Annotated in this window: 23 protein-coding genes; 8 read left to right on the forward strand and 15 right to left on the reverse strand. The window is 75.6% G+C overall.

Annotated elements, in window-relative coordinates:
• Window positions 1–19: 19 nt before the first annotated feature.
• Together ACI8AP_RS09815 and ACI8AP_RS09820 are read right to left on the reverse strand one after the other, a co-directional pair.
• Entirely contained in the window at window positions 20–709 is a 690-nt protein-coding gene (locus ACI8AP_RS09815) for a winged helix-turn-helix domain-containing protein (protein WP_456589151.1), read from the reverse strand.
• A complete protein-coding gene (locus tag ACI8AP_RS09820; protein WP_456589152.1) occupies window positions 706–1,908 on the reverse strand; it encodes a sensor histidine kinase in 1,203 nt (400 codons plus the stop codon). Before ACI8AP_RS09820 ends, ACI8AP_RS09815 begins: the two co-directional genes overlap by 4 nt.
• Before the next feature lie 167 nt (window positions 1,909–2,075).
• Here ACI8AP_RS09820 and phoU point away from each other — a divergent pair, with 167 nt between their 5' ends.
• On the forward strand, window positions 2,076–2,744 hold the full coding sequence (gene phoU / locus ACI8AP_RS09825) for a phosphate signaling complex protein PhoU (RefSeq protein WP_456589153.1): 669 nt from the start codon (window positions 2,076–2,078) through the stop codon (window positions 2,742–2,744).
• A 148-nt stretch (window positions 2,745–2,892) separates the two neighbouring features.
• Here phoU and ACI8AP_RS09830 read toward each other — a convergent pair whose 3' ends face one another.
• The 4 genes from ACI8AP_RS09830 to mshA form a co-directional block, all read right to left on the reverse strand.
• Entirely contained in the window at window positions 2,893–3,651 is a 759-nt protein-coding gene (locus ACI8AP_RS09830) for a phosphoglyceromutase (RefSeq protein ID WP_456589154.1), read from the reverse strand.
• A 191-nt stretch (window positions 3,652–3,842) separates the two neighbouring features.
• A complete protein-coding gene (locus ACI8AP_RS09835) occupies window positions 3,843–5,435 on the reverse strand; it encodes an MFS transporter (RefSeq protein ID WP_456589155.1) in 1,593 nt (530 codons plus the stop codon).
• The gene (locus ACI8AP_RS09840) at window positions 5,432–5,977 is read right to left on the reverse strand and encodes a YbjN domain-containing protein (protein ID WP_456589156.1); all 546 of its coding nucleotides are present in this window, start codon (window positions 5,975–5,977) and stop codon (window positions 5,432–5,434) included. Before ACI8AP_RS09840 ends, ACI8AP_RS09835 begins: the two co-directional genes overlap by 4 nt.
• A complete protein-coding gene (gene mshA / locus ACI8AP_RS09845) occupies window positions 5,974–7,311 on the reverse strand; it encodes a D-inositol-3-phosphate glycosyltransferase (protein WP_456589157.1) in 1,338 nt (445 codons plus the stop codon). Before mshA ends, ACI8AP_RS09840 begins: the two co-directional genes overlap by 4 nt.
• Window positions 7,312–7,394: 83 nt before the next feature.
• On the opposite strand from mshA, the gene ACI8AP_RS09850 reads away from it, so the two are divergent.
• Together ACI8AP_RS09850 and ACI8AP_RS09855 are read left to right on the forward strand one after the other, a co-directional pair.
• The gene (locus tag ACI8AP_RS09850) at window positions 7,395–8,180 is read left to right on the forward strand and encodes an SDR family oxidoreductase (protein WP_456589158.1); all 786 of its coding nucleotides are present in this window, start codon (window positions 7,395–7,397) and stop codon (window positions 8,178–8,180) included.
• A 2-nt stretch (window positions 8,181–8,182) separates the two neighbouring features.
• Window positions 8,183–8,677, forward strand: coding sequence for an N-acetyltransferase family protein (locus ACI8AP_RS09855; RefSeq protein WP_456589159.1), 495 nt, complete (start codon window positions 8,183–8,185; stop codon window positions 8,675–8,677).
• A 57-nt stretch (window positions 8,678–8,734) separates the two neighbouring features.
• On the opposite strand, the gene ACI8AP_RS09860 is transcribed toward ACI8AP_RS09855, so the two are convergent.
• Window positions 8,735–9,916 carry a UDP-N-acetylmuramate dehydrogenase gene (locus ACI8AP_RS09860; protein WP_456589160.1) on the reverse strand — a complete coding sequence of 394 codons (1,182 nt, stop codon included), beginning with the start codon at window positions 9,914–9,916 and terminating at the stop codon, window positions 8,735–8,737.
• On the opposite strand from ACI8AP_RS09860, the gene ACI8AP_RS09865 reads away from it, so the two are divergent.
• Window positions 9,820–10,683, forward strand: a complete 864-nt coding sequence (locus ACI8AP_RS09865) for a class I SAM-dependent methyltransferase (RefSeq protein ID WP_456589161.1) — start codon at window positions 9,820–9,822, stop codon at window positions 10,681–10,683. The two genes, ACI8AP_RS09860 and ACI8AP_RS09865, sit on opposite strands and share 97 nt — an antisense overlap.
• A 7-nt stretch (window positions 10,684–10,690) precedes the next feature.
• On the opposite strand, the gene ACI8AP_RS09870 is transcribed toward ACI8AP_RS09865, so the two are convergent.
• Complete coding sequence (locus ACI8AP_RS09870) at window positions 10,691–11,038, reverse strand: cupin domain-containing protein (protein WP_456589162.1); 348 nt, start codon at window positions 11,036–11,038, stop codon at window positions 10,691–10,693.
• Between the two features lie 111 nt (window positions 11,039–11,149).
• Between ACI8AP_RS09870 and ACI8AP_RS09875 the strand changes: the two genes are divergently transcribed.
• The gene (locus ACI8AP_RS09875) at window positions 11,150–11,989 is read left to right on the forward strand and encodes a spermidine synthase (protein WP_456589163.1); all 840 of its coding nucleotides are present in this window, start codon (window positions 11,150–11,152) and stop codon (window positions 11,987–11,989) included.
• A gap of 74 nt (window positions 11,990–12,063) precedes the next feature.
• Window positions 12,064–12,267: a PspC domain-containing protein gene (locus ACI8AP_RS09880; RefSeq protein WP_456589164.1), complete on the forward strand. Its 204-nt coding sequence runs from the start codon at window positions 12,064–12,066 to the stop codon at window positions 12,265–12,267.
• 25 nt (window positions 12,268–12,292) lie between these two features.
• On the opposite strand, the gene ACI8AP_RS09885 is transcribed toward ACI8AP_RS09880, so the two are convergent.
• From ACI8AP_RS09885 to ACI8AP_RS09915, 7 genes are all read right to left on the reverse strand, one after another.
• The gene (locus ACI8AP_RS09885; RefSeq protein WP_456589165.1) at window positions 12,293–12,580 is read right to left on the reverse strand and encodes a DUF2516 family protein; all 288 of its coding nucleotides are present in this window, start codon (window positions 12,578–12,580) and stop codon (window positions 12,293–12,295) included.
• Window positions 12,581–12,719: 139 nt separating this feature from the next.
• On the reverse strand, window positions 12,720–13,493 hold the full coding sequence (locus ACI8AP_RS09890; RefSeq protein ID WP_456589166.1) for a hypothetical protein: 774 nt from the start codon (window positions 13,491–13,493) through the stop codon (window positions 12,720–12,722).
• 30 nt (window positions 13,494–13,523) lie between these two features.
• Entirely contained in the window at window positions 13,524–13,988 is a 465-nt protein-coding gene (locus ACI8AP_RS09895) for a helix-turn-helix domain-containing protein (RefSeq protein ID WP_456589167.1), read from the reverse strand.
• An 89-nt stretch (window positions 13,989–14,077) separates the two neighbouring features.
• A complete protein-coding gene (locus tag ACI8AP_RS09900) occupies window positions 14,078–15,022 on the reverse strand; it encodes an asparaginase (protein WP_456589168.1) in 945 nt (314 codons plus the stop codon).
• A 130-nt stretch (window positions 15,023–15,152) separates the two neighbouring features.
• Complete coding sequence (locus ACI8AP_RS09905; RefSeq protein WP_456589169.1) at window positions 15,153–15,713, reverse strand: RsiG family protein; 561 nt, start codon at window positions 15,711–15,713, stop codon at window positions 15,153–15,155.
• A gap of 127 nt (window positions 15,714–15,840) precedes the next feature.
• The gene (gene ygfZ, locus ACI8AP_RS09910; RefSeq protein WP_456589170.1) at window positions 15,841–16,950 is read right to left on the reverse strand and encodes a CAF17-like 4Fe-4S cluster assembly/insertion protein YgfZ; all 1,110 of its coding nucleotides are present in this window, start codon (window positions 16,948–16,950) and stop codon (window positions 15,841–15,843) included.
• Window positions 16,947–17,405, reverse strand: coding sequence for a Fur family transcriptional regulator (locus ACI8AP_RS09915; protein WP_456589171.1), 459 nt, complete (start codon window positions 17,403–17,405; stop codon window positions 16,947–16,949). The genes ygfZ and ACI8AP_RS09915 overlap by 4 nt, the downstream gene beginning before the upstream one ends.
• A 38-nt stretch (window positions 17,406–17,443) precedes the next feature.
• On the opposite strand from ACI8AP_RS09915, the gene ACI8AP_RS09920 reads away from it, so the two are divergent.
• Window positions 17,444–18,292 (forward strand): aminotransferase class IV, encoded by an 849-nt coding sequence (locus tag ACI8AP_RS09920; RefSeq protein WP_456589172.1) that lies wholly within the window; start codon window positions 17,444–17,446, stop codon window positions 18,290–18,292.
• 91 nt (window positions 18,293–18,383) lie between these two features.
• The gene (gene nhaA / locus ACI8AP_RS09925) at window positions 18,384–20,000 is read left to right on the forward strand and encodes a Na+/H+ antiporter NhaA (protein WP_456589173.1); all 1,617 of its coding nucleotides are present in this window, start codon (window positions 18,384–18,386) and stop codon (window positions 19,998–20,000) included.
• Window positions 20,001–20,097 lie beyond the last annotated feature (97 nt).

Below are 20,097 nucleotides of genomic sequence, written 5' to 3' on the forward strand. Positions count from 1 at the left end.
GGAGGACGGGTGTCCTTCCTCAGGCCTCCAGCTTGTAGCCCAGACCCCGCACCGTCAGCAGGTACTTCGGGTTCGCGGGGTCGGGCTCGAGCTTGGCCCGCAGCCGCTTCACGTGGACGTCGAGGGTCTTGGTGTCGCCGACGTAGTCCGATCCCCACACCCGGTCGATGAGCTGGGCCCGCGTGAGCACCCGGCCGGCGTTGCGGAGCAGGAACTCCAGCAGGTCGAACTCCTTCAGCGGGAGGGCGACCTGTTCCCCGTCGACCGCGACGACGTGCCGCTCGACGTCCATCCGGACCGGCCCGGCGGTCAGCACCCCGCCCTCGACGGGCGCCGCCTCCGCGGCCTCGCCCCGGCGGCGCAGCACCGCGCGGATGCGCGCGACCAGTTCGCGCGCCGAGTACGGCTTGGTCACGTAGTCGTCGGCACCGAGCTCGAGGCCGACGACTTTGTCGATCTCGGCGTCCTTCGCGGTGAGCATGATGATCGGCACGTTGCCGCGGGACCGCAGCGCCCGGCAGACCTCGGTGCCCGGCAGGCCGGGGAGCATCAGGTCGAGCAGCACGATGTCGGCGCCGCCGCGGTCGTACTCCTCCAGCGCATCGGGCCCGGTGGCGGCCACGACGGTCTCGAAGCCCTCCCGCCGCAGCATGTAGGACAGGGCGTCGGAGAAGGACTCCTCGTCCTCGACGACCAGGACTCGGCTCATGGGGTCTCGCTCTCCAGTTTCTGCGTTGCGGGGACGGACGACTCCGCCGCCGGGTTCTCGGCGGGGCCGGCGAGCGGGATGCGCAGGGTGAACGTCGAGCCCAGCCCTTCCTCGCTCCAGACGGTCACCGAACCACCATGGTTGCTGGCGACGTGCTTGACGATGGCCAGCCCCAGCCCGGTTCCCCCGGTGCTGCTGGCGCGGGACTGGTCCACCCGGTAGAAGCGCTCGAACACCCGGTGCCGGTCCGCGCGTGGGATGCCGATGCCGCTGTCGGTGACGGCGATCTCCGCGAACCCCGACCGCGCCCGGGCGGCGACCGCGACCCGGCTCCTGCCCTCGCTGTAGGCAACCGCGTTGGCCAGCAGGTTGGTCACCGCCGTGACCAGCTGGCTCTCCACCCCGCGCACCACCAGCCCATGCTGCCCGCCGACCACGATCTCCAACTCCTTGGCGCGGGCGGCGGTGCGTGTGCGGTCGACCGCCTCGCCGAGCACCCGGTCGACCTCCACGGGCACCAGGTCGGGCAGCGGCTCGCCGCCCTGCAGCCGGGAGAGGTCGATCAGCTCCCGCACCAGCCGACCCAGCCGGTCGGCCTCGTGGGTGATCCGGGCCGCGAAGCGCTGCACCGCCTCGGGGTCGTCGGCCGCCCCCTCGATGGCCTCGGCGAGGAGGGCCAGCGCCCCCACCGGCGTCTTGAGCTCGTGCCCCACGTTCGCGACGAAGTCGCGGCGCACCGCCTCCACCCGCCGCGCCTCGGTGACGTCCTGGAGCACCAGCGCGACCGGGCCGGGCGGCGGGGACGTGCCGCCGTCGAGGCGCACGCCGTGCACACCGACCAGCCGCGGCCCCCCGCCGACCACGTCACCGGGCAGCCGGACGTCCACGCGGCGGGAGCCCCCGCCGCGCACCGCCCGGGCGAGCGTCAGCAGCTCGGGCACCAGCAGCCGGGTGCCCCGCACGATGCCCAGCGCCCGGGCCGCCGGGTTGGCCAGGAGCACGGCGTCGTCGATGCCGACCACCACGACCGCCGGATCCATCAGCTCCACCAGCCGCCGAGCCAGCACGTCCTCGGGCAGCGCGACGGCCGCCCCGTCGAGGGGGCGGCGCCCCAGCTCGCGGCCGGAACGGAGGATGATGGCGGCGGCCACCACCCCACCCAGGAGGAGGCCGACCACCAGGGCGACCAGTGGACTCACGGCCCAGATGCTAGGTGTGCCGGGGCCGGGCACCATGATCCGGCAAGAGGTTCACCGCTCGGACGGGTCAGTGTTCACCGGCGATAGGGCCGGAGTTCACCCCTCAGCGGCCGGAACGGTCCCCGGCGCGCCTACCGTCGCCGGGGAATCACGACGAGAGGACGACCGTGCGGGACACTTACCACGAGGAACTCGAAGACATCAACACCTGCCTGGTGGAGATGGCCAACTCCGTGGGCTCGCAGATGAGCACCGCCACGACGGCGCTCCTCGACGCCGACGTCGCCCTGGCCGACCGGGTCATCGCCGGCGACGACCAGATCGACGCCACCCGGGAGAGCATCGAGCAGCGCACGTTCACCCTGCTCGCCCGCCAGCAGCCGGTGGCCGGCGACCTGCGGACCATCACGGCGGCCATGCGGATCGTCGCCGACCTCGAGCGCATGGGCGACCTCGCCGCGCACATCGCCAAGGTGGCGCGCATGCGGTTCCCCGACCACGCGGTGCCGCAGGAGGTGCGCCCGTCCTTCCTGGAGGCCGGCAACGTGGCCGAGCTGCTCATCGCGAAGACGGCGACGGTGATCGCGAAGCGGGACATCGAGGCGGCGCGGGAGCTGGAGACCGACGACGACGCGATGGACCAGATCCACCGCGGCCTGTTCCGCCAGCTGCTGAGCGAGACCTGGCCGCACGGCATCGAGTCGGCCATCGACATCACGCTGCTGGGTCGCTACTACGAGCGCTTCGCCGACCACGCGGTCAGCGTGGCCCGGCGGGTCTGCTACCTGGTCACCGGCGAGCGCTGGGAGTCCGAGGCGACCGCATCGTCGTCCTGACGGACGGCACCGCGGCCTGGAGCCGTCCCCTGCTGGGCTGAGCCCGGCGCTGCCGACTTTCCCGGGGAATCCCCGGGTCCCCCTCCGTCGCAGCGCCCGCAGGGGGCGGCTCCCGCGCTTCCTCACCGACCCCTGCGGGGCCGGCCCGTCAGCGCTTGCCCTGGTTCTTGACGGCTTCGATGGCGGCCGCCGCGGCGTCGGGGTCGAGGTACTCGCCGCCCGGCTTCACCGGCCGCAGGTCGTCGTCGAGGTCGTAGCGGAGCGGCACCCCGGTCGGGATGTTGAGGCCGACGACCTCGTCCTTCCCCATGTCGTCGAGGTGCTTCACCAGCGCGCGCAGGCTGTTGCCGTGGGCGGCGACCAGCACGGTCTTCCCCAGCCGCAGGTCCGGCACGATCGCGTCGTACCAGTACGGCAGCATCCGGACGACGACGTCGGCCAGGCACTCGGTCGCCGGGCGCGCCTCCGGCGGGAGGAACGAGTAGCGGGCGTCGCCGTCCTGGCTGTACTCGCTGCCCGGCTCGATCGGCGGCGGCGGGGTGTCGTAGGAGCGGCGCCAGGTCATGAACTGCTCCTCGCCGTACTCGGCGAGCGTGGCGGCCTTGTCCTTGCCCTGCAGCGCCCCGTAGTGCCGCTCGTTCAGCCGCCAGGAGCGCTGCACCGGGATCCACTGCCGGTCGGCCTCGTGCAGCGCCAGCTCAGCGGTCATGATCGCCCGGCGCAGCAGCGAGGTGTGCGAGACGTCGGGCAGCAGCCCGTGCTCGGCCATCAGCCGTCCGCCGCGGGCAGCCTCCTCGCGCCCCTTCTCCGTGAGCGGCACGTCCACCCAGCCGGTGAAGAGGTTGGCCTTGTTCCACTCGCTCTCGCCGTGGCGGAGCAGCACCAGGGTTCCCGTCGAGGTCGTCACGGCGATCATCCTGCCCGACGCCGCCGCCACGGGCAGCAGGGCCGTCAGGCCAGGGCCAGCTCCCGCTCGCCGTCGCGCGCCCAGCACACCGCCGCGGTGACCTCCTCGCTGCCCGTGGGCACGGCGAGGGCCGCGCCGCGGCCGGGCACCGGTGCGGCGCACCCTCGTCAACACTCCGTTGCGCTATCGGGTCACTGCGTGGCCGAGGACACCCGTCTCGGCCGGCCCGGCAGCCAGAGCAGCACCACCACCGCCGCGACGAGGGTCGCGGCCGCCGTCCCGATGGCCGTCAGGTGCATCGCCGTGACGAACGCCTCCCGGGCGGGCTCGATCACCGCGGTCGCGGCCCGCGCGACCTCCGGCGTCCCCTCGGCCTGCGCCCGGCGCACGGCGTCCAGCGTGGCGACGACCGACTGCCGGGCGTCGTCGCGCGCACCGGCCGGGAGCCCGTCGGCCACGGACCCCAGCTGTGCGGAGTAGGTGGCGGCCAGCAGGGAGCCCAGGATCGCGACGCCCAGGGCGCCGCCCACCTGCCGCACCGAGTTGTTGACCGCGGCACCGGCGCCGGCCTTCTCCCGCGGCACCACGGACATGATCGACTCGGTCGCGGGGGCCATGACCGCGCCCATGCCGAGCCCCTGCACGGAGAGCACCACCAGCAGCAGCCAGACGGGAGAGGTGAGGTCGAGCAGCTGCACCCCGAGGAACGACAGGGTGATGAGCAGGAAGCCGGTCGCGCAGACGGCCTTGGCCCCGAACCGCTCGGCCAGCCCGGAGCTGCGGGGCGCCATGAGCGCCATGCCGAGCGCGACCGGGATCAGCGCCGCGCCGCTCTGCAACGGCGAGTAGCCGCGCGCGCCCTGCAGGTAGAACACCAGGTAGAACGTCGCGCCGAGGAGCGCGAAGAAGTTCAGGCCGAGGGCTGCTGCGGCGGCGGAGAAGGCCGGGTTGCGGAACAATGAGACGTCGAGCGCGGGGTGGGCCGACCGGCGCTGCAGCCAGACGAAGACGGCCAGCAGGACCAGACCGCCGAGCAGGGGTACGAGGACGCCCGGCGTCGTCCACCCCGCTCCCCCGCCGCCGTGGATGATGCCGTAGACGAGGCCGGCGAGCGCGACGATCGACAGCAGCACGCCCGGCACGTCCAGCCGGCCGGGGTTGGGGTCCCTCGACTCCGGGACGAAGGCGAGCACGGCGACGATGCCCAGCGCCGCCACGGGGACGCCGACGAGGAAGACCGCGCCCCACCAGAAGTGCTCCAGGACCGCGCCCCCGGCCAGCGGGCCGCCGGCGACGGCGATCCCGGCCGTCCCCGCCCAGACGCCGATGGCGCGCCCGCGCTCGCGGGGCGGGAAGACGTTGGTGATGACCGCCAGCGTCGTCGGCTGGACCGCCGCCCCGCCGATGCCCATCACCGCCCGCCAGGCGATGAGCTCCAGGGGGCTGTCGCTCAGCGCGGCGAACACCGACCCCACGGCGAAGATGCCCAGCCCGATCAGCAGCACCCGCCGGCGGCCGATCCGGTCGCCGATGACGCCCCAGGTGAACAGCAGGCCGGCGAACACGAGGATGTAGGCGTCGACGACCCACTGGAGCTCGCCCTGGCTGGCCTCCAGCTCCCGCTGCAGCGTCGGGAGGGCGACGTTGAGGATCGTGTTGCCCATGATCACCACGAGCAGGCAGACGGTCATGGTGGCCAGCACCCACCACCGGCGGGCGTAGCCGGGCCCCGCGCCCTCGCCGGGTGCCTCGGCACCCGGCTGCGACCTGTCCGTCGCCGTCACGCCCCGGGCGCCGGGTCGGCGCCCCGCCCTCCCGCGGCCGGGCGGCGCGAGGGGTCGGCGAAGGCCGCGAACGCCTCCAGGTTGCGCAGCGACTCCCCGCGCTTGACCCGCCACTCCCACTCGCGGCGGATCGACGTGCCGAACCCGATCTCGAGCATGGTGTTGAAGTGGTCGTCGGCGTAGCTGAGGACCGCCCCGAGGAGCCGGTCGAGCTCCTCGGGCGTGACGGCGGCGTGCGGCAGCCGGCCGGTCAGGTACACGTCGCCGACGGAGTCGATCGAGTACGAGACGCCGTACATGCGGGCGTTGTGCTGCAGCAGGTAGGTCCACAGCTGCTCGCGGTTCTCGTCGGGCTGGCGGCAGACGAACGCCTCCACGCGCAGCGCGTGGTCCCCGACGATGAGCCCGCAGACCGTCTTCAGCTTCTTCGTCCCCGGCAGCTCCACGAGCCACGTGCCCGGCCTCGGGTGCTCGTGCACCAGCTCGCTGCCGCGCAGGGTCCGGTCGATGACGGCGTCGAGCTCCTCGATCGTCCGGTTCACCGCGCGACCCCCATCCCGGGCAGGGCCCGCAGCGGCCCACCCCGGCGGTCGCGCACCGGGCGGGCCGGCGGCGCCGCCATGTCGGCGGCCGCGGCGACGTAGGCGTCGACGAGCGCGTCGGCGGTGCGGTCCCAGGAGAAGCCGGCCGCGTGCCGGCCGGCGCCCGCGGCCAGCAGCTCCCGGCGGGCGAGGACCGAGCGCACCGCGGCGGCGTAGTCGCCGGCCCGGTGGCCGTCGACCAGCACACCGGAGACACCGTCGCGCACCGCCGTCGGCAGGCCGCCCACGGCCGCCGCGACGACGGGGGTGCCGCAGGCCTGCGACTCCAGCGCCACCAGGCCGAAGGACTCGTTGTGGCTGGGGACGACCGTCACGTCCGCGGCCCGGTAGAACTCGGCCAGCCGCGCGGGCGGCTGCGGCGCGTGGAAGCGGACGACGTCGCCGATGCCCAGCGAGCGGGCCAGCTGCTCGAGCTGCCGGGGAGCGTCCAGGCCCGTGCCGCTGGGCGCACCGACCACGTGCACCTGCAGCCGGGAGCGCAGCGCCGGGTCGTCGGCCAGCAGGCGGGCCGCGGTGTGCAGCAGCACGTCGGGAGCCTTGAGCGGCTGGATGCGCCCGACGAACAGCAGCACCACGGCGTCGTCCGGGACGCCGATCGTGCGGCGGGCCGCCGCCCGGCTGCCCGGCCGGAACCGGTCGAGGTCGACCCCCGGCGGGACGACGAGGGTGCGCGCGGGGTCCGCGCCGTAGAGGCGCACCAGCTGGCGGGCCTCCTCGTCGGTGTTGGCGATCAGCCGGTCGGCCTCGGCCACCACCTGCTCCTCCCCGATCACGCGGGCGCGGGGCTCGGGGCGGTCGCCCGCGGCCAGCGCCTCGTTCTTGACCTTGGCCAGGGTGTGCGCGGTGTGCACCAGCGGCACCCCCCAGCGGTCGCGGGCCAGCCAGCCGACCTGCCCGGAGAGCCAGTAGTGCGAGTGCACGACGTCGTAGTGGCCCGGCTCGTGCTGGGCCTCCGCGCGCAGCACCGCGGCCGTGAACGCGCAGAGCTGGGCGGGCAGCTCCTCCTTGCCCAGGCCCTCGAACGGCCCGGCGCTGACGTGCCGCACGGTGACGCCGGGCGTCACCTCCACCACCGGGGGCAGCTCGCTGGAGGTGGCGCGGGTGAAGACGTCGACCTCGATGCCCTGGGCGGCCAGCCGGCGCGACACCTCGACGATGTAGACGTTCATGCCGCCGGCATCACCGGCACCGGGCTGGTCCAGCGGGCTGGTGTGCACCGACAGCGTCGCCACGCGCGCCGGGCGGCCGGCCCGGGGGAAGCGGCGAGCGGGCACGAGGGACCTCCGCTCTGCTCTGCGAGGGCCCCGACCGGCACCCCTGTCGGTGCTCCATCCTGCAACAGCGCCAGGATGGGCACATGTCAGGTTCCTCACCCCCGGCCCCCGCGGGGGCCGGCGCCCTGCCCGGTACCGGCCGCACCGCCGTCGTCACCGGCGCCTCGAGCGGGATCGGCGCGGCCACGGCCCGCCGGCTGGCCGCCGAGGGCTTCGACGTCGTCGTCGGCGCCCGCCGCCTCGACCGTCTCGAGGCGCTCGCCTCGTCGATCGGGGCCCGGGCCCTCCCCCTCGACGTGACCGACCCCGGCTCGGTGCAGGCGTTCACCGCGGCCCTCGACCGCGTCGACGTGCTGGTCAACAACGCGGGCGGGGCGTTCGACACCGCGCCGGTGGCCGAGGCCGACCTGGACTCGTGGGCGCGCACCTACGAGGTCAACGTGCTCGGGACCGTGCGGCTCACGAAGGCCCTGCTGCCGGCGCTGCGCGCCAGCGGCGCCGGGGACGTGCTGTTCGTCGGCTCCACCGCGGGGCTGATCTCCTACGAGGGCGGCGCCTCGTACACGGCGGCCAAGCACGGGGTGCACACGCTGGCCGAGACGCTGCGGCTGGAGCTGTGCGGCGAGCCGGTCCGGGTGATCGAGATCGCCCCCGGCATGGTGAAGACGGAGGAGTTCTCGCTCAACCGGACGGGCTCGCAGGAGCGGGCCGACGCCGTCTACCGCGGGGTGCGCGAGCCGCTGGTGGCCGAGGACGTCGCCGACTGCATCGCGTGGGCGGTCACCCGCCCGCACCACGTCAACGTCGACCTGCTCGTCGTGCGGCCGCGCGCCCAGGCCGCACAGCACAAGGTGGCCCGGGAGGAGTGACGATGCAGATCCGCGAGGCGACCGGCGACGACTGGCCGGCGATCCACCCGATCTTCCGTGCGGTCGTCGACGCCGGGGAGACCTACGCCTATCCCGCCGGGCTCTCCTCCGAGGAGGCGCGGGCGCTGTGGATGGAGCCCCCGCCCGGACGCACGTTCGTCGCCGTCGACGGCGACCGGGTGCTGGGCAGCGCGAAGACGGGCCCGAACCGGCCGGGTCGCGGCTCCCACGTGGCGACGGCGAGCTTCATGGTCGACCCGGCGGCGCAGGGCCGCGGCGTGGGCCGCGCCCTCGGCGAGCACGTGGTCGCGGCGGCGCGCGCGGACGGCTACCGGGCGATGCAGTTCAACGCCGTCGTCGAGACCAACACGGCGGCCGTGCGCCTGTGGCGGTCACTGGGCTTCCGCGTCATCGGCACCGTGCCGGAGGCGTTCGAGCACCCCGAGCACGGCTACGTCGGCCTCCACGTCATGCACCTGGACCTGACCGGCGGCTGACGGCACGGTCGCGCCGGGTGGGGCCCGGAGGGTCCCGCGCAGGCGCGACTCAGCGGCTCAGCGCGATGGGGGGACGGCAACTGGTGGCGGTGTCGCCCGGTAGGGCGACGGGGTCGTCGGCTCGCGCTCCAGGGTGACGCCGAACCGCTCCCGCACGGTGCCGACCACCCGATCGGCGAAGGCCAGCAGCTCCGCCGCCGTCGCGCCGTCGGAGGTGGTGAGGGCCAGGCTGTGCCTTGACGACGTCCCCACCCGCCCGTCCCGGGTGCCGCGGCCGAAGCCGGCGTGCTGCACCAGCCACGCGGCGCTGAGCTTGACCAGGCCGTCGCCGGCCGGCCAGCTGGGGCACCCCTCGACGGCGTGCCCGGTCGGCACGATCGGGTTGGTGAAGAACGACCCGGCGCTGCGGCAGTCGGGGTCGGCCGGGTCCCAGACCATCCCCTTGCCGCGGCGCAGCGCCAGGACGGCGTCGCGGACGGCGGCCAGCGGCGCCCGCTCACCGATCTCGACGCCGAGGGACCGGGCCAGCTCCGCGTAGCCGACCGGCCGGGAGAGCTCGCCGGGGTGCAGCGCGAAGGCCACCTCGAGGACGACGAACCGGCCGGGCTCGCGCTTGAGCCGGCTGTCCCGGTAGGCGAACCCGCACTCGGCCGGCGCGAGCGTGCGCTCGGCCTTCTCGGCGCGGTCGTACACGCGCACGCCGGTGATGGTCTGCGCGACCTCCTGGCCGTACGCGCCGACGTTCTGCACCGGCGTCGCCCCGGTCGACCCGGGGATCCCCGACAGCGCCTCCACGCCGGCCAGCCGGTGGGCGACCGTGTAGGCGACCAGCGCGTCCCAGTCCTCCCCCGCCTGCACGGTGAGGCGATCGCCCGTCCGCTCGATCCCGCGGGAGCGGACGGCGACCACGTCACCCCGCCACCCCTCGTCCGGGACGATGAGGTTCGAGCCGCCGCCGATGAGCAGCAGCGGGCGGCCGGACTCGTCGGCGTCGCGGACCGCTGCCACGAGCTCGGCGGCCGTCTCCACCTCGATCAGCCGCTCGGCGGGGCCGCCCACGGCCAGGGTGGTCAGCTCCGCCAGCGGGACCCCGGATCGCACCTGCACGGGGACGACGGTAGCCCGGACTAGGCTCGCACCCGGTGAGCGAGCCGGGCAACGACCACAAGCGCCGGGCCTCGCTGTCCCCTCAGCCGCAGCGCAAGGCGCCCCGGCTGGCCGCGGGGCGGGCGCGGGCACTGGGCCTGCCCACCCGTGGGACCACCAACGCCAACCGGCTGCGCCGGGTCGACCGGTGGCTGGTGGCCACGCAGGTGCCGCGGCTGCGTGACGCCGCTCGTCCGCTCGTCGTGGACCTGGGCTACGGCTCCTCCGCCGTGACGACGCTGGAGCTGGTCGAGCGGCTGGGCCCGGAGGTCGCCGGCCTGGAGGTCGTCGGGCTGGAGATCGACCCGGCGCGGGTGGCGGCCGTGGCCGCCGACCGGGATCCGCCGCGGGTGGACTTCCGGGTGGGCGGGTTCGAGCTGGCCGGGCTGCGGCCGGTCCTGGTGCGGGCCTTCAACGTGCTGCGCCAGTACGACGAGGAGTCCGCGGCGCGCGCCTGGGACACCATGCGCGGCGCGCTCGCCCCCGGCGGGTTGATCGTCGAGGGCACCTGCGACGAGTGGGGGCGGCGCTCGGCCTGGGTGGCGCTGGACGCCGACGGCCCCCTGACCCTGACGCTCGCGGCGCGCGTCTCCGACATCGCGACGCCGTTCGATCTCGCCGAGCGGTTGCCCAAGGCGCTCATCCACCACAACGTGCCCGGCCAGCCGGTCCACGAGTTCCTGCGCGCCTTCGACGCCGCCTGGGCCGCCGCCGCCGGGATGAGCGCCTTCGGCCCCCGCCAGCGCTGGACGACGGCGGTGGAGGCGCTGGGCGCGCAGGGGTGGCCGCTGGTGGGCTCCAGCCGGCGCTGGCGGCACGGCGAGATCACCGTGCGGTGGTCGGCGGTCGCCCCAGTCTGAGCGGGCCTCAGCCCTGGTCCGGCACCGGCGTCACCGGGCACTCGACCACCACGGCGGCCATCCCGGTGCCCGATCCGCTGTCGTGCAGCTCGCCGGGCTCCCAGAGGACGGCGTCCCCCGCCGCCAGCGCCACCCGGACACCGTCGGCGCCGGCCGCCCAGCCCTCCCCGGAGACCACCGCGAACAACTGCCAGAGGCGCGTCTCGTGCCGGCCCAGGACCGCGCCGGCCGCGAAGGTCACCAGGTGCACCGCGAAACCGGGCACCGGCTCCGGCACCCGGGCCGGCGAGACCATGGACACCCCACGGCTGCCGAAGGCGGTGATCTCCCGCGGCGGCAGCTCGACCCGGCGCACGTCGGGGACGGTAGCCGCCCGAGCGCCGAGGGCCCCCCCGGGAACGCAGGTGGGACCATGGCCTGCGATGTCAGCGGGGACGGCGGAGCGCCGGATGGGGACGGCGCACCGGTGAGGACTCCCCCGGGGCCGGTCCCCGTCGACGGCGGCACCGCAGAGCTGCTCGCCGACGCCGACCGCGACGGCTCGTGGGTGCTGATGGTGAACGGCACCCCGCAGTCCCACGTGGACCTCGCCGACCCCACCCACCTGGAGTTCGAGTACGTCCGGCGGATCGGCCACGTGCTGGACCTGGCCGCCGAGCCCGGCGCCCCGCTCGACGTGGTCCACCTCGGCGGTGGCGCGCTGACGCTCCCCCGCTACGTGGCCACCACGCGCCCCGGGTCGCGCCAGCGGGTCGCCGAGATCGACCAGCCCCTCACCGATCTGGTGCGCGAGTTCCTGCCGCTGCCGCGCGCCGCCCGGGTGCGGGTGCGGGCCGCCGACGCCCGCGAGGCCCTCGCCGCGCTGCATGCGGACAGCGCCGACGTCGTCGTCACCGATGTCTTCGCCGGCGCCCGCACGCCCGCCCACCTCACCACCGTCGAGTTCGCCGGCCAGGTCGCGCGGGCGCTCCGGCCCGGGGGCGTCTACGCCGCCAACGTGGCCGACGGGCCGCCGCTGCGCTTCGCACGCGGCCAGGTCGCCACGCTCCGCACCGCCTTCCGGCACGTCTGCCTGCTCGCCGAGCCGGGCATCCTGCGAGGCCGGCGCTTCGGCAACCTGGTCGCCGTCGCCTCCGACGCCGAGCTGCCGCTCGCGGAGCTCAGCCGCGCGTGCACCCGCGACCCGATGCCGTCGCGCGTGGTCGACGGCATCGAGCTGGACCGGTTCACGGGCAACGCCCGGCCGGTCCTCGACGCCGATGCGCAGCCCTCGCCCGAGCCACCCGCCGGCGTGTTCGGCCGCTGACCACCCGACCGTCTGCGCGGAACCCGAGGCCACAAGGACGAGACGAACTCGTCGCACGGACCTAGGCTGGCCGCGTGACGACACCTGCGCCGTACCGGCTGCGCCGGGACACCCGCCACAAGATGGTCGCCGGCGTCTGCGCCGGCATCGCCCGACGTTTCGGGCTCTCGCGCAGCGGCCTGCGCGTGGCCTTCGTGCTCTCCTGCGTGCTCCCGGGCCCGCAGTTCGTGGCGTACCTGCTGCTCTGGATCATCATCCCGGCCGACGACCGGCCCTGAGCCGGGACGACGGGGCGGCCGCCTGCTACCAGGTGTTGTCGCGGCGCATCCCGCCGACGGCGGGACGCACGTCGACCAGGTAGACGATCGCCGCGATGACCGCGGGCAGCCCGAGCAGCGACAGCGGGGTCTTCAGCCAGAAGATGACCAGCAGGGCCAGGCCGGTGATCGCCGCCCAGGCCGGCTTGGTCAGCTTGCCGGCGGCGACGTACCCGGCGGCCGGCCGGATGAGGGCGTCCACGAACGCCCAGGCGGTCAGCCCCAGGGACGCCCAGTACAGGATGAGCAGCAGCCATCCGTCGAACACGCCCATGCCCCGAGCCTACCCGCGCCCCGCCGTCCGCCGGACCAGCGAACCGGCAGACTCGCCCGAAGGGAGGGGCTCGCCGGACGCGACAGGGCCCCGGAGCGCTGATCGCGGCTCCGGGGCCCTGGTCGGTGGCGCCGTGGCGTCAGTTCTTCTTGGTGGGCACCGCGGTCGGGTCCGCCGGCTTGGCGGCGCGGGCCCGGGTCACGCGGGCCGAGGTGGCCTTGGCCGGGGACTTGCGGGCGGCCGAGGTGCCCTTCTTGGCGGGCTTGGCCTTGGGTGCCGCGACGGCCTCCTCGGCGACGTCCTTGGTCGCGTCGGCGGCGTCCTCGAGCTTGTCCTCGGCCTTGGCCGCAGCCTTGGTGGCCTTCGCCGCGGTCTTCTGCGCGACCGAGGTCACCTCGTTGGAGGCCTCGACCACGGCCTCCGCGCCGTCCTCGAGCGCGTCCTCGAGAGCGTCCTCGACGGTGTCGACGGCCCGCTCGGCGCGACGGACGACGCGGCGGACACCGGGCTGGCGGCGCAGGTCCTCGACGACGACCGCGCCGCGCTCGGCCAGGGTCTCCACCGTGGCGGCGGCCTGGGTGCGGGCGGTCTCGACCAGCCCGGCGACGGTGCTGGCCAGCACCTCGGGACGGACGGCGTCGGCCAGCTGCTGGGCGGTGGTGCGGGCGGTGCCGGCGGCCTCGGCGGCCCGGGTGCGGGCCTCCTTGACGGCCAGGTCGGCCTGGACCTGCGCCTCGCCCGGCAGCGCCTCGGCGGTGCTGCGGAACTGCGCGACGACGGTGCGGGCCCGCTCGACGGCCAGGTCACCGGCGCCGACGAAGGCCAGCAGCGGGGTGCGGGCCTGCTCGGCGAGCGTGCGGCCCTGGGTCACGGCGAACTCGCCGTACTGCTTCACGGTCTGCGTGGGGGTCATGCGGAACTCCTCAGGAGTGGGGGGAGGGGGTCAGCCGGCGGCCGGGGACGAGGCCCGGTGCTCGCGGACGTAGGTCTCGTAGAGCTCGAGCAGGACGGCCTTGTGCCGCTCGGAGAGCGCGTCGTCGTTGCGGATCGCCGCCACGGTGTCCGGGTTCCCGGAACGCCGGTCGAGGATCCCCGCCTGCTCGTAGAGCGTCTCGGCCGAGATCTTCAGGCCCCGGGCGATCGACGCGAGGATCTCCGCCGACGGCTTGCGGAGGCCCCGCTCCACCTGGGACAGGTAGGGGTTGCTGACCCCGGCGGTGCGGGCCAGCTCGCGCAGCGAGACGCGCGCGGCGCTGCGCTGCTCACGGATGAAGTCACCCACCGACGAGCCGACCGCCGAGACGCTCGGTGCGTCGGCGACGGTGTCGGCCACGCTGCCGGCGACCCGGTCCACCCTCTCGCGGACCGTGGTCACCTGGTCGCGGACGAAGTCACCAGGGGTCTGCACACCTTCGACGCTAACCCCGAGTGCTAGCTCTTGCAAGCGGAGCGGCTAGCACCCGTGGGTGATACCAGCCACACCCGGCCGGCGACCGGTCAGGCGTCCAGCGCAGCGGACTCCCGGACCTCGCCGACGACACCGGTCCCGCCGGAGACGGGTGTCCGCGCCCACGGGGCAAGCACCTCGGCGGGGACCCCGAGCCGGCGCAGCCCGGCCGCGAGCGCCGGCGTCCGCCCGCGGTCCCCGCCGTCGTCCAGCTTCAGCGCCACCGCTCCCGCACCCGGCACCGCCGCCACGTGCACCCCGTCGGCGCCGCCCTTCACCAGGAGGCCGGGGACCGCACGCATCAGGTCGGTGTCCTCGCGGCCCGAGCCGGCCACGAACCAGGGCTGGGCACGCATCGCGTCGGCGACCGCCCGCTCCCGCGAGCCGTCGGCCGCCTGCACCAGCGAGAGGACCCCGCGCGCCAGCCCGGTGAGCGGCAGGGCGTGCTGCGGCGCACCGCACCCGTCGACGACGACGGCCGCGACCGGCACACCGGCCGCCTCGCCCAGCCGCGCCTCGATCGCCTGCTGCAGCGGGTGCTTCCGCTCCAGGTAGCCCGCCGTCGGCCAGCCGGCGGCGACGCAGGCCGACAGCATCGCGGCGTGCTTGCCCGAGCAGTTCATGGCCAGGCGTTCGGGGGCGCGCCCGGGGACGAGCCAGGTCGCCTTCGTCGCCTCGTGCTGCGGCAGGGACGGCGGGCAGCCCAGGTCGTCGGACCCCAGCCCGACGGCGGCGAGCATGCCGGCGACCAGCTCCCGGTGCCCGTCCTCGCCGCTGTGGGAACCGGCACCGATGGCCAGCTCCTCGGCCGAGCGCGGCGTCCAGCCCGCCGCCAGCATCGCGGTCGCCTGCACCGGCTTGTTCGCCGACCGGGGCAGCACCGGCCGGTCGACGTCGCCGGCGGCGAACCGCACGTCCCCGTCGGCGCCCAGCACCACCAGCGCTCCCCGGTGCACCGACTCGAGGAACCCCGACCGCCGGACCTCGACCAGCACGGGGTTCTCCGGCCACGGTGAGGCGGAGGAACCGCCGCGAGCGCGCTGAGGGGCTGGAACGGTCACGCCTCAGGGTCCCATGCGGAGCGTGCGAGGCATGGGGGGAGGCGTGGTCCTCCTAGTGGTCCTCCTAGTGGCGTCCCTCGTCGGCGAGCAGGGCCGCGACGTCGGCCTCGCCGTCGCGGTACCGACGGCCGAGCTCCGCGGCCAGGCCGTCCATGACCTGCTGCACGCCGCGGCGACGCTCCGACAGCCCCTTCTCGGCGTCGGCGAGCGCCCGCGCGGCCGCCTCGAGCTTCGCGTCGGAGAGCTCGGTGATCGCCGAGAGGTCGGCGCCCGGGGTGAGCGCGTGCACCCAGGACTCGTACTCCTGCGGGTCCGCCGGCTGCACCGTCTGGTGGCGGCCGAGGCCGTGGGCGGGGCCGCGCCCCTTCTCGGCGAGGATCTCGGGCAGCAGGTCGACCAGCGAGCGCCCGTCGTGCTCGGCCCGCCGCTGCAGCTCGCGCCGCACGATGTCCAGGCGCCCCTGCAGCAGCCGGCGGGTGTAGGAGAGGTTGACCTCCTGCTGCTCCGCCTCCCGGCGCAGCCGGCGCACGTCGCCCATGGGCCGGCTCACGGCGCTCTCCAGGAACGCCGGGTCCAGCAGCGCGTCGACGGCGGCACCCCCGGCGGGGGACGGCTTCGGACTCACGGGGGTGGCCTCCAGGTGCGGGACGCCCGGCGCACGGGCATCGGCGGTGGTCAGCGGCGGGCGCTGGCCGGAGCGTAGGTCAGCGCCCCCGACCTGCCCACCCGTCAGGCGGACGGCCGCGGCGCGCTCAGCCGATCGTCCCAGACCGGACGGCCCGGACCCGGTTCCGCGCCGCCACCTGGGTGTCGTCGAGCGCCGGCGCGGCGTCGTCGGGGTCGATCGCGGCCGTCGAACCACCCACGGTCAGCGCGGTGTCCTGGGCCACCGACTGCTTGACCAGCGCCAGGGCGATCACACCCAGCTCGTGGTGCCGGACGACGCTGCCCACCCGGCCGACCGTCCGCGTGCCCGCCAGCACCGGCTCGCCGGGGCCCGGCAGGTCCTCGCTGACCCCGTCGAGGTGGAGCAGCACCAGCCGGCGGGGCGGGCGGCCGAGGTTGTGCACGCGGGCGACCGTCTCCTGCCCCCGGTAGCAGCCCTTGTCGAGGTGGACGGCGGTGCTCAGCCACTCCAGCTCGTTCGGGATGGTCCGGTGGTCGTTGTCGAGGCCGAACCGCGGCCGCCGGGCCTCGACGCGCAGCGCCTCGTGGGCCGCAGCACCCGCCAGGGGAGCGCCCAGGCGGTCGGCCATGGCCCCGAGGTCCGCCCGCGGGACCAGCAGGTCGTGGACGGCGGCCGACCCGTCGCCGACCGGCGGCATGCGGCGCACCCACCCGGCACCGGCCGGCTCCACCGCGTACGGCGCGCTGGGCACGGGCAGCCCCGCCGTCGCCAGCACCTCGTCGGCGCCGGGGCCGACGAGGGACAGCACCGCCCAGTCGTCGGTGACCAGCCCCGGCTCCACGCGGAGCATGAACCGCATCCGCTCGAGGAACGCCTGCAGGGCGGGGCCGGCGCCCGGCTCGACGTCGACCCAGGTCGTGCCACCCAGCTCGGCGAGGACCAGGTGGTGCTCGACGTGCCCGTGGGGGCTCAGCACCAGCGCCTCGCTGCCGATGCCGTCGGCCAGCCGCTCGAGGTGCTGGCTGGTGATGCTGTGCAGCCAGGAGAGGCGGTCCGCCCCGGGCACCGCCAGGACATCGCGGTCACTGCGATCGACCAGGCCGGCGCCCTCGGCGAGCAGCCGCTGCTCGCGCAGCGGGTCGCCGTAGTGCGCCGCGACGACGCGGGCGGACTCGGGTCCGGCCTCGAGGGGCACCGCCCCGGGCCGCGAGAGGAGGGGTGAGGGCGTGGTCATGACGACTCCGTTCCGGCGCGGTCTCGGCAGGCGCGGCACGTGCCCGACAGGGCGACGTGGCCGACGTCCACGGTGAAACCCAGGTCGGCCGCCAGACGTTCCGCCGCCGCGTCGAGCAGGTCGGGGGCCGCCGACGAGATCTCGCCGCAGGAGTTGCAGACCACGTGCAGGTGGGGCCGCTCCGCCGCGTGGTAGACCGGCGCGCCACGCCCCAGGTGGGTGTGCCAGACCAGCCCGAGCCGCTCCAGCAGCTCCAGCGTCCGGTAGACCGTCGAGGTGTCGGGGGCGCTGCCGCCGGGGCCGGCCTCCTCGCGCAGCCGGGCGCCGATCGCCTCCGGCGTCGCGTGCGGCAGCGCCGCGACCGCGGCCAGCACCCGGGCGCGCTGGGGGGTCAGCCGCAGGCCGCGGGCCCGCAGCTGCTCCGCCAGCGGAGCGGCGACGTCGTCGGTCCCCATGCGGTGAGCCTAAGCCCGCGGTGCGGCAGGCTGGACCCGTGAGCGAGCAGCGCAGGGTGGCGGTCTGGCAGGACGGCGCGGCGGCGCCGGTCCCCGCCGACCAGCCGGTCGTGACCGCCTTCGACCTCGGCCTGGCCCGCGGCGACGGCGTCTTCGAGTCCGTCCTCGTGGTCGGGGGGAGCACGCCGCACCTGCCCGCGCACCTGGCCCGGCTCGCCCGCTCCGCCGGTCTCCTGGGGCTGCCGCACCCCGGCGACACGGCCTGGCGGGAGCTGGTCGCCGTCGTGCTGGCCGGCTGGCCGGCCGACGTCGAGGGCGTGTGCCGCCTCCTCCTCACCCGCGGGCTCGGCGACGGCGCGCCGCCCACGGCGCTGGCCCTGCTCGCCCCGGTCCCCGCGGAGACGGTGCGGCAGCGTCGCGAGGGCATCTCGGTGGTGACGCTCGGGCTCGGGGTGCCCGCGGACTTCCGCGCGGGGGCACCGTGGCTCCTCGGTGGCGCCAAGACCCTCTCCTACGCGGTGAACATGGCGGCCCAGCGGCACGCGCACGACCTGGGGGCCGACGACGTCGTCCTCACCAGCCTCGAGGGGCGGCTGCTGGAGGGCCCCACCTCGACCGTCGTCTGGGCCGCCGCGGGCACGCTGCACACGCCCCCGGTGGACAGCGGCATCCTCGCCGGCACCACCCAGGCGCGGCTGTTCGACGCCGCGCGCGCTGCCGGGTGGCCGACCGCGTCGACCCCCGGCACGGTCGAGGACCTGCACTCCGCGGACGCGGTCTGGCTGCTCTCCGGCGTGCGCGGCGCGGTGACCGTGCACACCGTCGACGGCGCGCCCCGCGGCGACGCCGGGCTGTCCCCCCGCATCCGGCAACTCCTCGCCGGGTAGCGTGAAACCCAGGTGCGCCGGGAAGTCTGGTCGGCAGCGCGTCCGTCGCCGGGCGCGCCCCCGACCCGATCCTGCCCTCCGGAGCCGCCCCGTGACGTCGACCGCCCCCAACCGCCTCTTCGGACGCGGCTCCTGGACCGAGGCGCAGCGCGTCGCCTCGGTGCTCCGCAAGGAGACCGTAGGCGGCGCCCTGCTGCTGGTGGGGGCGGCGATCGCGCTGATCTGGGCCAACTCCCCCTGGGCGGAGAGCTACGAGGCGCTGCGCGACACCCGGGTGGGGCCGGCGGCCCTGCACCTGGACCTCACCCTCGGGACGTGGGCCGCCGACGGTCTGCTGGCCATCTTCTTCTTCGTGGCCGGGCTGGAGCTGAAGCGGGAGTTCGTCGCCGGTGACCTCCGGGAACCGCGCCGCGCGGCCCTGCCCATCGCCGCCGCGGTGGGCGGCATGGCCGTCCCGGCGCTGTTCTTCGTGCTGCTCAACCTGGGCGGCCCCGAGGGTGCGCTGGCGGGCTGGGCGATCCCCTCGGCCACCGACATCGCCTTCGCCCTCGCCGTCCTGGCGGTGATCAGCACCCACCTGCCCAGCGCCCTGCGCACGTTCCTGCTGACGCTGGCGGTCGTCGACGACCTGCTGGCCATCACGATCATCGCGATCTTCTACACCTCCGCCCTGGCGGTCACCCCGCTGCTGCTGGCGCTGATCCCGCTGGCGCTGTTCGGCTTCCTGGTGCAGAAGCGGATCCGCTCCTGGTGGCTCCTGCTGCCGCTGGCCGCCGTCACCTGGGTGCTCGTCCACGAGTCGGGCGTCCACGCCACGGTCGCGGGCGTCCTGCTCGCCTTCACGGTCCCGGTCGTCCGCAGCGAGGCCGCCGGCGGGCCCGACGCCGGGCCGGGCCTCGCCGAGCACTTCGAGCACCGCATCCGCCCGCTGTCGGCCGGCGTGGCCGTCCCGGTCTTCGCGTTCTTCTCCGCCGGCGTGGCGGTCGGCGGGCTGTCGGGCCTGGGCGAGTCGCTCGGCGACAGCATCGCCATCGGCATCGTGGCCGGGCTGGTCGCCGGCAAGGCGATCGGCATCACCGGCGCCACGTGGCTGGTGGCCCGCTTCACCCGGGCCCAGCTCGACGAGAACCTCGGCTGGCCCGACGTCCTGGGGTTGGCGCTGCTCGGCGGTATGGGCTTCACCGTCTCGCTGCTGATCACCGAGCTCGCGTACGGCGCCGAGAGCGAGAGCTACGAGCACGCCAAGGTCGGCATCCTGGCCGGCACCGTCGCCGCGGCGCTGTTGGCCAGCGTGATCCTGCGGCTGCGCAACCGCCGCTACAAGGCGATGTACCTGCACGAGCTCAGCGACCTCGACCAGGACGGCATCCCCGACGCGTGGGACACCGTCGACGACCGCGTCGAACAGCCGGCCCGCGCGGCCGCCACGCCGCCCGGCCCCGGCGCCACCCCCGCGACCGAGGAGCTGGGCGAGGAGGCCGCGCGACCCGGCTACGAGACGGTCGACGACCAGGCCGAGCACGAGCCGGAGTGGGAGGGCGTCACCCCGCCTCCCGGGCGCACCGCCACCGACGCCGCCGAGCACCTCGGGGACGACGACGGTCCGCGGCCGGACTACGAGACGGTCGACGACCAGGCCGAGCACGACCCCGACTGGTCGGGCACCCGCCCGCCGGGGCGCACGATCGGTCCCGGCAGCGGGAGCTGACCGCCGTCCGGCCGGTCCGGGACACGCCGGTCCCGGACCGGCCACCAGGGCGTTCGCTCACAGCGGAGCAAATCGGTTGCCGCTCCCGTGCCCGCGG

The sequence above is a fragment of the Blastococcus sp. SYSU DS1021 genome (genome assembly GCF_054050995.1).